This is a genomic window from Mycobacteriales bacterium, from assembly GCA_040902655.1.
Taxonomy (GTDB): Bacteria; Actinomycetota; Actinomycetes; order Mycobacteriales; family SCTD01; genus SCTD01.
Genome location: JBBDWV010000056.1, coordinates 1 through 12,381, shown reverse-complemented (window position 1 = coordinate 12,381; position 12,381 = coordinate 1). Strand labels below are relative to the sequence as shown.

Genomic DNA, 12,381 nt, shown 5'->3' with positions numbered 1-12,381 from the left:
CGAGGCCGGCCGGCCGCCGCGCGGCGCGCCGTCACCCGTGCGGCCGGTGCCGCAGGAGCTGCGCCTGAAGGGCCGACACCAGCGCGTTGACCACCAGGCTGAAAAGCCCCGCCACCAGAATGAGGCCGTACCCCCGGGCGAACTGGTAGTTGCGTTGGGAGAGCGCGATGAGCGCGCCGATCCCGTCCACCTGGGTCAGGATCTCGACCAGCAGGGTGATCACCAGAGCCACCGGTGCTGCCACCCGGACGCCCAGGAAGATCGAGGGCAGCAGGGCGGGCAGCGTGACCTTGCGGATCCGGTCCAGCCGGCCCAGCTGCAGTGACCTGGCCATCTCGTGCAGCACCGGATCGAGTTGCTGCACCCCGGAGCGGGTGTTGAGCAGGATCGACCAGACGGCAGCGGAGGTCACCACGACAACCTTCATCGTGCCCGTGAAGCCGAGCAGCAGCGTCGCTATGGGTACCACTGCGGCCGGAGGCATGGCCCGCGCCGACTCCAGGGTCGGCCGCAGGGCCCGGTCGACCCGGGGCGAGGCGCCCACGGCCAGGCCGAGCGCGGTGCCGAGCACGGTCGCGGCAGCCAGTCCCAGGCAGAACGTGCGCACCGTCGCCGCGGCGGCGGGCAGCAGCACACCCTGGTTCCACAGGTCCAGCAACGCCGATGCCCAGGACGACGGCGGTGGGAAGTACGGCGACAGGCGGTCGGCAGTGACCTGCCAGGCGATGAGCAACAGCACGAGAGGCAGCAGGCCGCGAAGCGGCGGGAAAGACGTCGGCCGGGTGCGCTGAGCCGGCCGCCTGGCGGGAGGCGGGAGCGCGCCCGTCGCCGCGTCGGCCGGGAAGACGGTCACTGCGCCTTCTCCAGTGCGGGCCGGGACGAGGGAAGCGTCCGGGCCACGAGTTGGCGGAGGGCGGCGTTCAGCGTGATGCCGAGCAGGCCGATGGTGAAGACGTAGGCGAACATCTCCTCCGGCCGCAGGGCCAGCTGGGCGAGGATCAGCGCGTTGCCGAGCCCGGCCGGGTTGCCCACCAGCTCGGCGACCACAGCCAGCACCAGCGCCAGCGACAGGGCCAGCTGCAGGCCGACGACGATGGCGGGAGTGGCCGCCGGCAGGATGATCTTACGGAGGGTCGTGAGTCGCGACAGCTGCAGCATCCGGGCGACGTCGTGCAACTCCGGCCGTAGGGTGCGCACGCCCTCGATGGTGTTCACCAGGACAGGCCAGGCGCTGGCATAGACGATCAGGGTCAGCTCGGTCCGGATCGAGAAGCCGAAGACGAGCAGGGCGAGGGGCACCAGGGAGATCGGCGGGACAGCGCGGAGCAGTTCGAGGCTGGCCATCGACCAGCGCCAGGCCGGTTGCCACAGCCCGAGGAGCAGGCCGAGGCCGAGCCCGAGGCCGCAGGCCAGCAGCCAGCCCAGCAGCGTCACCCGCACGGTGTGCAGAAGATGCTCCGGCAGCTCTCCCGTGGCTACCAGGTCCTTCCCGTGCATGGCGACGGCCGAGGGCGCGGGGAGGTTCTGGAAGTCCAGCAACCCCGAGCGGACGAGGACTTCCCACAGCCCCAGGAGCAGGACCATGGTGGCCAGGCCGAGGACGTTCATGCGCCGCAGCGCGGTTGCTGCGCTAGGCACGGTTCTCGACGATGGCGTCGTACACCTGGCGCCTCAGCCGCAGGAACTCCGGCAGCTCCTTCGTGCAGAGCTGGTCCCGTGGCCGCGGCAGGTCGACGGCGATCTCGTGCGCGACCGTGGCCGGGTCGCCGTCCAGGACGAGGATCCGGTCGCTGAGGAACACCGCCTCGTCGATGTCGTGGGTCACGAAGACGATGGTGGCGCCGGTGTGCTGGTGGACGCGCTGGAGCTCGTCCTGCAGCGACGCCTTGGTCATGGCGTCGAGACTCCCGAACGGCTCGTCCATGAGCAGCCCGCGCGGGCGCATGGCCAGCGAGCGGGCGAGCTGGAGCCGCTGCTGCATGCCGCCGGACAGCTGCCACGGGTAGTCCTTGGCCCGGTCCGCGAGCCCGACCATCGTCAGCGACTCGGTGACGCGGGACCGGATCTCCTGCGCCGGGACCTTGCCCTCGAGTCCCAGTGCGACGTTCTTGCGGACGGTGCGCCAGGGCAGCAGTGAGGCCGCGTAGTTCTGGAAGACGAAGACGACACCTCGGGGCGGACCGTCGACGGGCCGGCCGTGGAAGCTGACGACCGAGCCGGGAGTCGGCTCGAGCAGGCCACCGAGGACCCGCAGCAACGTCGTCTTGCCCGTCCCGGAGCGACCCAGGATGGCCACGAACTCCCCCTCGAACAGGGCGAAGTTCAGGTTGCCGAGGATGCGTCGGCTGCCGGCACCGGAGGCCAGGTCGACGCTGGCATCGCGGCACTGGCAGGCGACCGGCCGGGCCGGCGCTGCGCCCGGCGGGTCACGTGGTGCCTCTGGAGCTGGGCACACCGGAGCGGAGTCCTTGGTGGTCACCTCCCGGACAGGACGAGCTTGCTGGTGTCGACGTCACCCTCGAGCTGCCCGAGCTCCTCGAGGACATCGACCCACTTGTCCAGATCCTCGGCCCGGATCTCGAAGTCGTAGGTCGGCAGCGGGACCGACGCGGCCACCGGCGCGGGAAGCCCGGTGTACTCCTGGAGGATCGCTCGGGACTCCTCCGGCTTCTCCTCGATGAACGCCGCGGCCTGTTCCATCGCCGTGACGAAGCGCCCGATCGCCTCCTTGTTCGCCTCGGCCCATTCTCCCTGGGAGATGTAGAAGTTGGTGGCCAGCGGGTCCGCGATGGCCGAGAAGGGGTCACCGAGGGAGGCGTTGCCGGCCTTCACGAGCTGGCTCGCGAACGGCTCCAGCGCCTCGACGCCGTCGACCCGGCCGGCCTCGAGCTGATCGGGGAGGTTGGGTGGCGGCACCTGGACGCCCTTGACGGTGGCTGGGTCGACCCCCTGCTGCTTGGCGGTGTAGAGGGTGCCGATGTGGATGACGCCGCTCAGGGTCGGGGAGCCGAGCGTCTTGTCCCCGAGGTCGCCGAAGTCCTCGATCCCCTTGCCGGCCGGGACGATCACCCGGACGAACGGGTTGTCCTTGGTGTTCACCGTGTTCCCGGACACCTGGACCACGTCGACCCCGGCGGATCCCGCCCTGATCAGGTCGGTCGCGGTGCCGATGGCGAGGTCGAACTGGCGGCCGAGTGTGCTGGGGATGTCGGAGATGTTGGCTGCCGCGGTCAGCGTGACGTCCAGGTTGTTGTCCTCGAAGAACCCCTGCGCCGCCGCCACGTGCAGCGGTAGCGCGGTCGTCGCCGGCACGAAGGCGATCCGCAGGGCGGTGCTCTCTGCCGCGCCCCCGCTCGTGGGACTCGGAGGCGCGCCCGGGGCGCCGGTCTCGGCCCCGGTCCCGTTGCCCCCGCATGCGGCGACGGCGCTGAGGGCCAGCACGGCCAGCAGCTTGCCGACCGGACGTGGCGAACTCCTGCGTCGCTGGACCGGGTCCGGCACCTGGAGCCGTCCGCTGGTCGTTTTCGTGGTCATGGTCGCCTTGTGATGTGACATGGGTGATCCGCTCGCTTCCTCTGGCGCGTGGCAGCAGCCCTGCCCCAGGGGCCAGCTTTCTATGCAGGGGTTCTGCCGACATCCCGGTTGTCCCTGTCCAGGTTCGGGGCACAGCAGGTGTCACGGCATCAGCGTTGTCTCACGGCTCGGGGAGAGGCAGGTCACAGCACCGATGGCACAAATTCTCGGCTTCCACCACCTCAGCCTGAGCGTCCGGGACCTCAGCAGGAGCACGCAATGGTACGAACAGGTGCTCGGCTTCGCGGTCACCGATCACGTCCAGGGTGCCGGCTTCCGCAGGACGCGGATGCGCTCCCCGGCGGGGACCACTCTCACCCTCACCTGTCACGAGGAGCAGGACGGGCTAGCCTTCGACGAGCGGCGGGTCGGGCTGGACCACGTGTCCTTCCGGGTCGGGGGGATCGATGACGTCCAGGCTCTGCAGCCGCACCTCGAGCAGCTCGGCGTGGACCACTCCGACGTCAAGCTGACGCAGTGGCAGACCGCGTCGATCACGATCCGTGACCCCGACAACATCCAGCTCGAGGTTTTCGGCGGGCCGTCCGAGCCGTCGAACTCTTCTTGACGTCTGCGTGACCGTGCGCCGACGTGGGTGCAGCTGCCTATGACAAGTGTGGACGAAAGGCACAGCACCGCTGCCCCAACGGGTGCATCTTCTTCGTTCCCCGGACAGCCACCCCCCGCGCTGTCACCGTCGGCCGACGGGCAGCGCGCCCGTACGCGTAAGGGGCGGGGGGCCGATGTCCGAGCCGAGGATCTTCGTGGAGGAGATGGGGGACGAGGGCGATGAACCCTCATTGGACCTGGTCTGCCGGGAGTGCGGCGGGCGCTTCAGCCTGCTGTCGGACGAGAGCGCCGTCGTGCAGATCGTGGCCTTCGCCGACCGGCACCGGCACGGCCGGCCGAGCCGTTCCCAGCCATGACACCCTTCAGACGCAGGCGACCAGACGGCGGATCGGCAGGGTGATCCGCCGGCCAACCCAACCTCGGACGACGCGGCGCGCAGCCGCCAGCCGGTCGCCCGGTGCGCCCGGCAGATAGAGCCCGTCGAGGAGCTGGTCGGCTGCCGCCTGGGACACGACGTCCACGCCGAAGCCCTGCGCGTCGTCCGATACGAGCGTCAGGCCGGCCGCTGCCACGACCTCGTCGGCGCGGGCCAGCGCGTCATCGTTCGGGTAGCGCAGGCGCGGCTCCCGCAGGGCCACGAGCAGGCGTGCCCAACGCAGCGCGTCACGCGGCGGCATCGGCCGGGCCACCGGCACCGTGGCGACGAACCTGCCGCCGGGGCGCATGACGCGGCGTACCTCGGCCAGGGCCGGCTCCAGCGGAAGCAGCTGCAGCGCCATCGAGCACACGACCGCGTCGACGTCGGCGGCGGCGACAGGGAGCCGGGCGGCGTCCGCCTGCGCCACGGGAAGCCCCCGGGCGGCGGCCAGGTGCAGCTCGGCGCGGGACAGGTCCACACCGACGTACTGCGCGCCGTGGAGGAGCTCGGCCATCGGTGCGCTGCCGCAGGCCAGGTCCAGCACACGGCCGCGCATCGGGACCGCCTCGGCGAGCCAGCTGTACGGCGTCCGGCCTCTGGAGTCGGTGGCACAGCCCAGCAGGCCCTCCGTGATGCCCGACCGCTGGGCGTGGAACTGCGCCAGGTACGCACTCCAGTCCGGCTCCGCCGGCGTCACGCAGCCCCGTTTCGAGGGCACCCGACCGGGTGCCTGAGGGTCACGCTCAACGGATGTTCAGGGTGCTGTCGGCACCCTCGGGCCGGGCCCCCGCGACCGTGAGCATCGCGTCGAGCGGCCGCTGCAGCGGGCGCACCGTGCGGGTCAGCAGCAGGTCGGTGTCGAGCACGCCCTTGCGCACGGTGGGGGCGAACGGCGACCAGAAGGCTCCGTCGGCAGTGATCGTCAGCTCCGGCTCCAGGTCGAGGTAGCGCGCCACGACGCCCATTGCACCGGTCTCCGCTCGGCCCCGCTGGAGAATGGGGCGGACGACGTGGTCCTCGTCGCTGACGCCGAGCCCCCGGTGCAGCGCGCACAGCCGCTGCAGGTCGTCGGCGTCAGCCTCCTCGACCGTGGTGGCGATGCGCACCGGAATGCCACGCTCAAGCAGCTCGGGCACCGCCTCGACCACCTTGCGGAAGTTCTCCTGGCCGCGCATGACGTCGTTGGCCTCGGGTTCGGCGTGGTCGAGCGAGATCTGCAGCGTCACGTCCGCGCCGCGCAGCACCTCCATCCGGTCCAGCAGCGCCCGCTGGAAGAGGGTGCCGTTGGTCAGCACGAGCACCGGCAGCACCTGCGAGAGTTCACGCAGGAACGCAGGCAGCTCGGGAACGAGGAACGGCTCCCCACCGGTGATGCCGATCCCGGTGAAGCCGACCTCCTTCGCCTCGCGAGCAAGTTCGAGCATGGTGGCCGGGTCCAGCTCGCGCCGGGCGACCTTCGGCCCCGACTCGGTGAGGCAGTACGTGCAGACCAGGTTGCAGTGGTAGTTGCTGTACATCCACAGCCTGCTGCCGACACTGCCCTCGGCCAGCGCTTCGGAGATGACGGTCACAGGCCCTCCTTGACCAGCCGGTCGCGGACGTCGGGGGAGGTCGGCAGCGCCAGCGCGGTGGCGTAGCGGTTGAGCAGCACGGTGGTCGAGACGAGCAGGGTGAGCTCGACGACGCGGGCGTCGTCGGCGACCAGCGCCGCCCTTGCGCGCTCGAGGTCGGCGTCGGCGCCGTGCGCGACGGCGTCGCACCAGGCGACGAGTGCGAGGTCGGCCGGCTCGGGGAAGGCGTCGTCCAGCGGTAGCTCGCCGCGCAGGGCGCGCACCTCGTCCCGCGTGAGGCCCGAGTCGAGCGCGACGACGGTGTGCGCCTCTGTGCAGTAGCGGCAGCCGAGCACTGCCGACGTCCGCAGGATGACGATCTCCTTGTCCCTCAGCGAGATCCACGACGGCCCGAGGACAGCACCGAGGAAGGGCAGCGTCGGCGCGAGCAGCTCCGGCACCTGTGCCAGCGACGCGGCGACGGGACCCGGGTCGCCGGAGGCGAACAGGTCACGGGCGAGCAGGGGCGCTGAGGCTGCCTCGACGAGAGCCACGCGAGGCTCGGGGCGTTGCCGCTGTCGTAGCGGCGCGGAAAGGACTTCTGAAGACGACACGGATCGACTATCCCTCCTCTTGCCTCGGCTCCGCTCTGCCGTAGCTGCGGAGGGCAACCAGCGATGCAATCTCCGTGATGCCTGCGCCTCCACAGGGCAGAGGGCATCAGAACGGTGAGTCCAGCACAGCAGATGCTCGGCACGTCGTCGTCGCTGTTCCGAAGGCACCACGAGGAGGGCCGAGCATGACTCCGGACCACGCCGACAGCGATACGACGAGCGGGACGACCGCCGGAGTGCTACCCGGCGCACGCACCCTGGGCAAGGGTCTGGCGGCCCTGCGGGTCTTCATGGGGCTCGTCCTGTTGGCGAATGGGATCGCCAAGCTCTTCGGCTTCACCAGGATTGAGCTGGGCCCGTATGTCGTGAACCTCATCGATCGCGAGGCGGCGCGCTCCATCCTGCAGTTCGAGGTCTTCGACAACCCGGCCGGCGGGCAGGACGGGACAGGCGTCCCGGGCGTGCGCTGGATCGCCGAGCTGATGCTGGACAACTGGAGCCTGTTCGGCTGGGTCATCACCGCGATGGAGCTCTCCGTCGGGGCGCTGCTCATGGTCGGTCTGCTGACGCGGCTGGCTGCCCTCGTCGGGCTCGGTCAGGCGTTGCTCCTGGCGCTCGTGTACGCCAGCAGCGATCGTTGGGCCTTCGAGCAGCCGCACGAGTACGTACCCCTGATCATCCTCGCCCTCGTCCCGGCGGGGCGCGTGTGGGGCCTGGACGGCCGGGTCCTGCGCCGCAGGGGGACGGACCCCGGCGAGCTGCGCGGCTGGCCGTTCTGATCCGCGGCCCCAACCGCCCGACCTGGACGAGGCGTGGCGGCGAAGCTCGTGCGCGCCGAAGCGGCATACGCATGTGGGACAGGTTGCCCTCGGTGAATCCTGTGTCGTAGCCAGCGCCCGGCAGGAGGGGGCGGCTGCCGACGGACGACCCAGCGCCGGAGGACTGGGGTGAGCCCCTCGCCGTCCCAAGCCGCGGATGTCGAGGACGCGCTGGCTACCGCACGGCGCTCACGCGCAGCCGAGCCCAAGCACTCGCCCTCGACATCGCCCGCTGATCCGTCGCGCCCGTGAAGTCCGCCGAGTACCGTCATCACCGTCAGGAGGTGGTCATGACGACTGAACCCACAGCAGGTGCCGACGCAATCGACCGCGCCAGCGTCGCCTTCTGGCAAGCCACCGGCCTCGGTACCCAGGTCCTCGGCGCCGAGCCACTGACCGCCGGCGAGTCCTTCGTCATCCCGGACCTCACCGACGACGAGTGGGAAGCCTTCATGCGCGCCCTGCACGAATGAGCGTCACGTCGCCCAGGGCAACACCCGGCGATGCATGGGTCGTGCCAGGGGTCGTTCCCCGGTCTTTGGTGCAGAACCTACGGAAGCGGACAGTCCTGACGACCGATATGAGCCTTGTGTGACGTTGGCCCGTGGCATGGCGTTGCTGCGCTTCGCCAGCGGCTCGCGGGCTCGGTAAGTCGTGCCCCTCGGCAATCGTTCTTCGGTTGGCGCCGCCCAGCTGAGCCTCACCGGCGACCTGGTGGCGATGCGTTCCCGGATCGGTGAGCTCGAGGCCGACAACGCCCACCTGCGCGGGCTGTTGAAGATCTCCGAACAGGAGAGCAAACGCCCCGGGGCGGCACCGACGGTGATGTTCGATGCCGCGCCCGGGACGGTCACGGCGGAGTCGCCCGCGGGGGAGAAGGTCGCCTTTTACGCGAGTCTGTTTCGGGCTCGCAGTGATATCTACCCCAGTCCGGTGGGACAGCGACCGCACCGGTCGCGGTGGCTGGATGCCTGCCGTGCAGGGCGGGTTTCGCAAGGAAGTTCGCCCCGCCGACCGGCGCTACCTACCGCTCACGGAGGAAGTGGTCACCCGGCATCTGTCGGGAGACCTGGAGATCGGCCTGTACCCGCTGCTCGACAACGACCGGTGCCACTGGCTCGCCGCGGACTCCGATGGCTCCACCGCGATGCTCGATGCCTTGGCGTACGTGAAGGCCGCTCGTGCCTACGAGGTCACCGCGGCTCTGGAGGTGAGCCGCTCGGGAGCGGGTGCGCACGTCTGGGTCTTCTTCACCTCAGCCGTGCCCGCGGGCCAGGCCCGGCAGCTCGGCACCGGGCTTCTGCGCGAGGCCATGACCATGGCCGGCCGGCTCAACCTGGCGAGCTACGACCGGCTCTTTCCCTCGCAGGACCTGCTCCCCGCGGGCGGTATCGGCAACCTGATCGCTGCCCCTCTGCAGGGTCGTCGGCGCCGGACGGGCACGACGGTGTTCCTGGACCTGGCCACCCTCGAACCGCACGAAGATCCCTGGAGCTACCTCTCGTCGCTCCCGCGCCTCACCCCGGCAGAGCTGACCCGTGCCGCGACGCGGCTCGGGACGCTGCGCACGGGCAGCCGCGTCGACAAGGTCGTCAAGCCGAGCGCGACGAAGATCGACGTGCCGGTGCCACGGTCGGTCGACGTGGAGCTCAGCAGCACGATCCGCGTCAAGGCGGCCTCACTGCCGCCGGCCTTGCTCGCGACCCTGCGTCACGCCGCGTCGATGCCCAATCCCGCCTTCTACGACCGAGAGCGGCGTCGGCAGTCGACCTGGGACACACCCCGCTTCCTGCGTCTGTACGACGAGACGATCGAAGGGGATCTTCTGCTGCCCCGGGGCATGCACGACCGGCTCGCAGCCCTTCTCCATCGGGCGGGTAGCAGCCTGGTGGTGACGGCTGATCTGCGCAGCGCCGGAAGCCCGCAGGAGCTCCACTGCTCCGCGATCCTGACACCGGAGCAGCAGGCAGCGCACGACGCCGTGCTCGCCCATGACCTCGGCTTGCTCGTCGCCCCACCGGGCGCCGGCAAGACGGTGATGGCCAGCGCTGTCATCGCATCCCTGGGCGTCTCGACCTTGGTGCTCGTGGACCGCAAGGCCCTTGCCGACCAGTGGCGCACGCGCCTGCGCGCGCTGCTCGGGGTCAACGTGGGACAGCGTGGCGGCGGCAGGACCAAGACCACCGGTGTGCTCGACATCGCGACCCTCCAGACCCTGGCCCGTGACGAAGACGTCGCCTCGTGGACCAAGGACTACGGCCTCGTCGTCGTCGACGAGTGCCACCACGTACCGGCCGCCGCCTTCACGCACGCCGTCTCACAGATCCCGGTCCGGCGCTGGCTCGGCCTGACCGCAACGCCCTATCGTCGGGACCAGCTCGACGACCTCATCGCTCTGCAGATCGGGCCGGTCCGGCACACGGTCGCGAGGGCGACACGAGACACCCTCACCTCCGTCGATGCTCCGGTCCCGGACCCGGTACTGCATTTGCACCCCACCAGCTACGCCTACGGCGGCGACGCGAGCCCCCAGTTGCCTGGAGGCATGGCGGCCATCTACCGTGACCTCGTTGCTGACGAGGACCGGCTTCAGCAGGTCGTCCGGGACGTCCTCGACGCCCAACAGCGCGGCCGGAACTGCCTGGTTCTCACGCAGTGGACCGCGCATCTGGAGCGACTGACTACGGAGCTCACCGCACGCGGCCACACGCCTGTGGTGCTGCGCGGCGGCATGGGAACCAAGCAGCGAACTGCGGCCCTCGCGCAACTGGAACAGCCAACTGAAGATGATCCGCTCCTGGTCGTCGCCACGGGACCGTTCGTCGGGGAGGGCTTCGACTGTCCCGCTTTGGACACCCTGTTCCTCGCCGCACCGATCGCGTTCAAGGGCCGGCTCGTCCAGTACGTCGGACGCATCCTGCGTCCCTACCCAGGCAAGGCGACGGCCGAGGTGCACGACTACCACGACGTGCACGAGGGTGTTCTCGCCTCGTCGCTGGCCAAGCGTGCGTCCGGCTACCTGAGCCTGGGCTTCCCCGACCCTCGGTGACGGCCTCGTCGGCTGGGATGCCGGAGCACCAGCGCCGTTCCGACTTGACGGCCCGACTGCCCCCCGCCGGCAAGTACATGACCCTCTGAAACTGACAGGGCCACGTGGCAAGGTGCGATCGCATCCGGCTCAGATCACCCGACTTGGGAGGACCTCCATGGCTCGACCGACCGCTGCCAGGGCAGGTCCATGCGCCCGCGGTCGGTCGAAGCGTCAGAGGCCACAGAGACGATCGAGGTGGACGGGATGCTGTGGCGTCCAAACCGGGCTCGAGTGTCTCGGCCGAGGAGTTCCGGGTTGCGCGCGAGGTGATGATGGCCATCCACCAGGACGCCAGGTGGAACCTGTGGATCGAGCGAGATCGCGCGGACGAACTCGAGCACGCGATGGCCGCCTTCGACCAGTGGGCTCGCGCTGAACCGGATCATCGGCCGATGAACGATTCCGAGGTCAAGGACATGCTGGCCGGTTGGGAGGCGGACTGGAAGCGGGAGTGGAGCGAAGCGTGCGCAGCGCGTGAAGAGCGCAAAGCTCAGTTCGACCCGGACAGGTCCGAGGCCCGGCTGGCGCTGCTTGAACGGCAGGCGCAGCTGAACATCGCGACGCGGCGCCACGGCCGGTTGGTCAGTGGCGAGCTGCATCCGGCCATGAGCGAGGAGCGTCGCCGTGCCGCGATTGCGGAGGAGCGTGAGCGCAGTGCGAGGGCGACCGACGCTGTAGCCAGCTTGTCGTCGCAGGTCGGCGACCCTGAACAGGTCGTGGATGCCCAGGGGTGGCTGCCGAGCGAGCGTCGGGACATTGCGTTGACCGGGTTCTCGCTACGCCGTCAGCGTGAGGTCGAGAGGCTACGTGCGACAGTCGCGGAGCTGCCCGCGACGTTGAAGGCCACCACAGGACGGGAGCCGCGCGCTGAGGTGCGCAGCCGTTTGCGCTCTGCCGAGAGCGAGTTGGCGTTCTGGCTCGCCATCCCGCCGTTGCAGGCAGAGGAGATGTGCTCGGAGTGCGAGGATCCCTTGGACTGGCACGAGAGAGACGGGCACCTCGGGTCGCAGCCCACGGGCCCCTGCCCGTGGTGGCCAGGCTGGCGAGCCCGTGTGCAGAAGGCCCGCGACATGATCCTCTCCTTCGCCGCAGCCCGGCAGGCGCCGCCTGGGCCGCCGGCCCCCAAGCCGCAGCCGATCGCGATCCTGAAGTCCGGCACACCCATTGAGCAGGTGATTGCCAAGCTGACCCGGATCAGCGCGGAGCATCCCGCGGCTGAGGTCCGGCGCGGCAACGCCGACCGCTGGGAGATCTGGCCCGCCAAGCACCAGCCGGTGGGAACCCCAGAGCCCAAGGGGACCTGACTCGCCGGGCCGTCTGACGCGACCGGGGTTCCGGTCTCACCTTCGAGGGCTGCGTCTGCGTGGTGTCGGCCCAGCCGCCTCCTGGCTGAGCCAGGCATCCACGTCAGCGGGGCGCAGCGACCAGGACTTCATCCCGCGCGGTCGCGTTCCCTTCAGGTCGCCGCGCGCCAAACCCGTCCGGACGCTGCTGACGGATCGACCGGCGTAGTCGGCGGCCTGCTGCACACTCATCCACGCCGGCCTGGGCTTGTCGTTGTCCAGCTGCTCGAGGTGCTGGACGTGCTCACGATGCCAGCGGAGCTCGGAGGTGAGTTCGTAGAAGCTGTCGCTCTGCGCGTACAGCGCCTCCAGTACCCGCCCGTCGGGGCGCCAGCGCAGCTCAGCCTCGGCTAATGGGTCTCGTACGGCACGTCGCCTTGGTAGCCCTGGGTGATCGCGGCAGG

Annotated in this window: 14 protein-coding genes; 6 read left to right on the top strand and 8 right to left on the bottom strand. The window is 70.2% G+C overall.

The window, feature by feature from the left end; all coding sequences use genetic code 11:
- Positions 1 to 31: 31 nt before the first annotated feature.
- The 4 genes from WD794_16025 to WD794_16010 are packed head-to-tail and all read right to left on the bottom strand — an operon-like array spanning position 32 to position 3,534.
- Complete coding sequence (locus WD794_16025; protein MEX2291820.1) at positions 32 to 853, bottom strand: ABC transporter permease; 822 nt, start codon at positions 851 to 853, stop codon at positions 32 to 34.
- A complete protein-coding gene (locus WD794_16020; GenBank protein ID MEX2291819.1) occupies positions 850 to 1,638 on the bottom strand; it encodes an ABC transporter permease subunit in 789 nt (262 codons plus the stop codon). The genes WD794_16025 and WD794_16020 overlap by 4 nt, the downstream gene beginning before the upstream one ends.
- Positions 1,631 to 2,479 carry an ABC transporter ATP-binding protein gene (locus WD794_16015; protein ID MEX2291818.1) on the bottom strand — a complete coding sequence of 283 codons (849 nt, stop codon included), beginning with the start codon at positions 2,477 to 2,479 and terminating at the stop codon, positions 1,631 to 1,633. Before WD794_16015 ends, WD794_16020 begins: the two co-directional genes overlap by 8 nt.
- A complete protein-coding gene (locus WD794_16010) occupies positions 2,476 to 3,534 on the bottom strand; it encodes an ABC transporter substrate-binding protein (GenBank protein MEX2291817.1) in 1,059 nt (352 codons plus the stop codon). Before WD794_16010 ends, WD794_16015 begins: the two co-directional genes overlap by 4 nt.
- Positions 3,535 to 3,727: 193 nt before the next feature.
- Between WD794_16010 and WD794_16005 the strand changes: the two genes are divergently transcribed.
- Entirely contained in the window at positions 3,728 to 4,141 is a 414-nt protein-coding gene (locus WD794_16005) for a VOC family protein (protein ID MEX2291816.1), read from the top strand.
- A gap of 175 nt (positions 4,142 to 4,316) precedes the next feature.
- Complete coding sequence (locus tag WD794_16000; protein MEX2291815.1) at positions 4,317 to 4,499, top strand: hypothetical protein; 183 nt, start codon at positions 4,317 to 4,319, stop codon at positions 4,497 to 4,499.
- Between the two features lie 6 nt (positions 4,500 to 4,505).
- On the opposite strand, the gene WD794_15995 is transcribed toward WD794_16000, so the two are convergent.
- Genes WD794_15995 through WD794_15985 form a run of 3 tightly spaced genes read right to left on the bottom strand, consistent with a single transcriptional unit; the run spans position 4,506 to position 6,665 of the window.
- Complete coding sequence (locus tag WD794_15995) at positions 4,506 to 5,258, bottom strand: class I SAM-dependent methyltransferase (protein ID MEX2291814.1); 753 nt, start codon at positions 5,256 to 5,258, stop codon at positions 4,506 to 4,508.
- A gap of 46 nt (positions 5,259 to 5,304) precedes the next feature.
- Positions 5,305 to 6,132 carry a radical SAM protein gene (locus WD794_15990; protein MEX2291813.1) on the bottom strand — a complete coding sequence of 276 codons (828 nt, stop codon included), beginning with the start codon at positions 6,130 to 6,132 and terminating at the stop codon, positions 5,305 to 5,307.
- Positions 6,129 to 6,665: a carboxymuconolactone decarboxylase family protein gene (locus WD794_15985; protein ID MEX2291812.1), complete on the bottom strand. Its 537-nt coding sequence runs from the start codon at positions 6,663 to 6,665 to the stop codon at positions 6,129 to 6,131. The genes WD794_15990 and WD794_15985 overlap by 4 nt, the downstream gene beginning before the upstream one ends.
- A gap of 245 nt (positions 6,666 to 6,910) precedes the next feature.
- Between WD794_15985 and WD794_15980 the strand changes: the two genes are divergently transcribed.
- From WD794_15980 to WD794_15965, 4 genes are all read left to right on the top strand, one after another.
- Positions 6,911 to 7,504: a DoxX family protein gene (locus tag WD794_15980; GenBank protein MEX2291811.1), complete on the top strand. Its 594-nt coding sequence runs from the start codon at positions 6,911 to 6,913 to the stop codon at positions 7,502 to 7,504.
- A 329-nt stretch (positions 7,505 to 7,833) separates the two neighbouring features.
- Positions 7,834 to 8,016 carry a hypothetical protein gene (locus WD794_15975; GenBank protein ID MEX2291810.1) on the top strand — a complete coding sequence of 61 codons (183 nt, stop codon included), beginning with the start codon at positions 7,834 to 7,836 and terminating at the stop codon, positions 8,014 to 8,016.
- A gap of 494 nt (positions 8,017 to 8,510) precedes the next feature.
- Positions 8,511 to 10,592: a DEAD/DEAH box helicase family protein gene (locus WD794_15970; GenBank protein ID MEX2291809.1), complete on the top strand. Its 2,082-nt coding sequence runs from the start codon at positions 8,511 to 8,513 to the stop codon at positions 10,590 to 10,592.
- 251 nt (positions 10,593 to 10,843) lie between these two features.
- Entirely contained in the window at positions 10,844 to 11,938 is a 1,095-nt protein-coding gene (locus tag WD794_15965) for a hypothetical protein (protein MEX2291808.1), read from the top strand.
- A 36-nt stretch (positions 11,939 to 11,974) separates the two neighbouring features.
- On the opposite strand, the gene WD794_15960 is transcribed toward WD794_15965, so the two are convergent.
- On the bottom strand, positions 11,975 to 12,381 hold a 407-nt coding region (locus WD794_15960; GenBank protein ID MEX2291807.1), incomplete at its 5' end, for a helix-turn-helix domain-containing protein.